Here is a 727-nt window from a genome sequence, read left to right on the forward strand (position 1 = left end):
CCATTGGCATCGTAGGCGGTGTCTCCCTCGGATGCGGCCTGATGATCGCGGTCAAGATTCTCATCGTCGTCGCTAACCTTATTGGGTTTGGTCAATGAAGTCGTTTCTCTTCGAACTGCGGGAAGCCTCGAAGGCCTGTCCCGACATCCTGATCCGCAAGATGTTGAAGGACATCGCCGACGAGATCGGCGGCCTGATCGTCGAGCTGGTGAAGTGCCCGAGCACCGAGACCATGAAGCAGCTCAACGCCGCATGGGTGCGAGGCGTCAACGTCCTGGCGAAGGCCTACCCCACCCCCGACAACAATCCGCGCAGCGGGGCCGGTACGGTCGAGCAGGAAAGGCTGGCGGCATGAACTTCTACGATCAGGCTCTCATCCTGACCTACGGTAGCGTGGCCGCCCTGCTCTGCATCGTGGCCTGGGACCTTCACGCCAAGCGCCGCCTGCGCCTGGTGGCGGTGCGCCGGAAGGCTCTCGACGACGCCTACGACGCGCTGGCGAGCGCCGAGGACATCGCAGGCAGGGCGGTCGACAATATGCTGAACGAACCGCCGTCGCCCTCTCGGGACTCGCATATCGAACGGTGCAAGCAACGGGCATACTTCTACGGCCGGGCCAAGTCGTTCGTGGCGTCGATCCCTGTGGACAGACTGTAAGGTCTGTGATATTACCCGCCGACCAGATCGCCCCTCGCGGCCTGACGAAGGAACACGCGGCAGCCTATTG

General features: G+C 62.7%; 2 protein-coding genes. Both read left to right on the top strand.

Annotated features, from left to right (window positions below; all coding sequences use genetic code 11):
• The first annotated feature begins 94 nt into the window (after positions 1-94).
• On the top strand, positions 95-355 hold the full coding sequence (locus tag OO70_RS50470; protein ID WP_030529751.1) for a hypothetical protein: 261 nt from the start codon (positions 95-97) through the stop codon (positions 353-355).
• Positions 352-657, top strand: a complete 306-nt coding sequence (locus tag OO70_RS50475; RefSeq protein ID WP_030529752.1) for a hypothetical protein — start codon at positions 352-354, stop codon at positions 655-657. Before OO70_RS50470 ends, OO70_RS50475 begins: the two co-directional genes overlap by 4 nt.
• The last annotated feature ends 70 nt before the right edge of the window (positions 658-727 follow it).

Source organism: Streptomyces xylophagus (assembly GCF_000716435.1).
Lineage (GTDB): Bacteria > Actinomycetota > Actinomycetes > Streptomycetales > Streptomycetaceae > Streptomyces > Streptomyces xylophagus.

Bases quoted from the DNA above. Each gene is read 5' to 3' on its own strand.
- OO70_RS50470 (WP_030529751.1), top strand. From the start codon at position 95: ATGAAGTCGTTTCTCTTCGAACTGCGGGAAGCCTCGAAGGCCTGTCCC.
- OO70_RS50475 (WP_030529752.1), top strand. From the start codon at position 352: ATGAACTTCTACGATCAGGCTCTCATCCTGACCTACGGTAGCGTGGCC.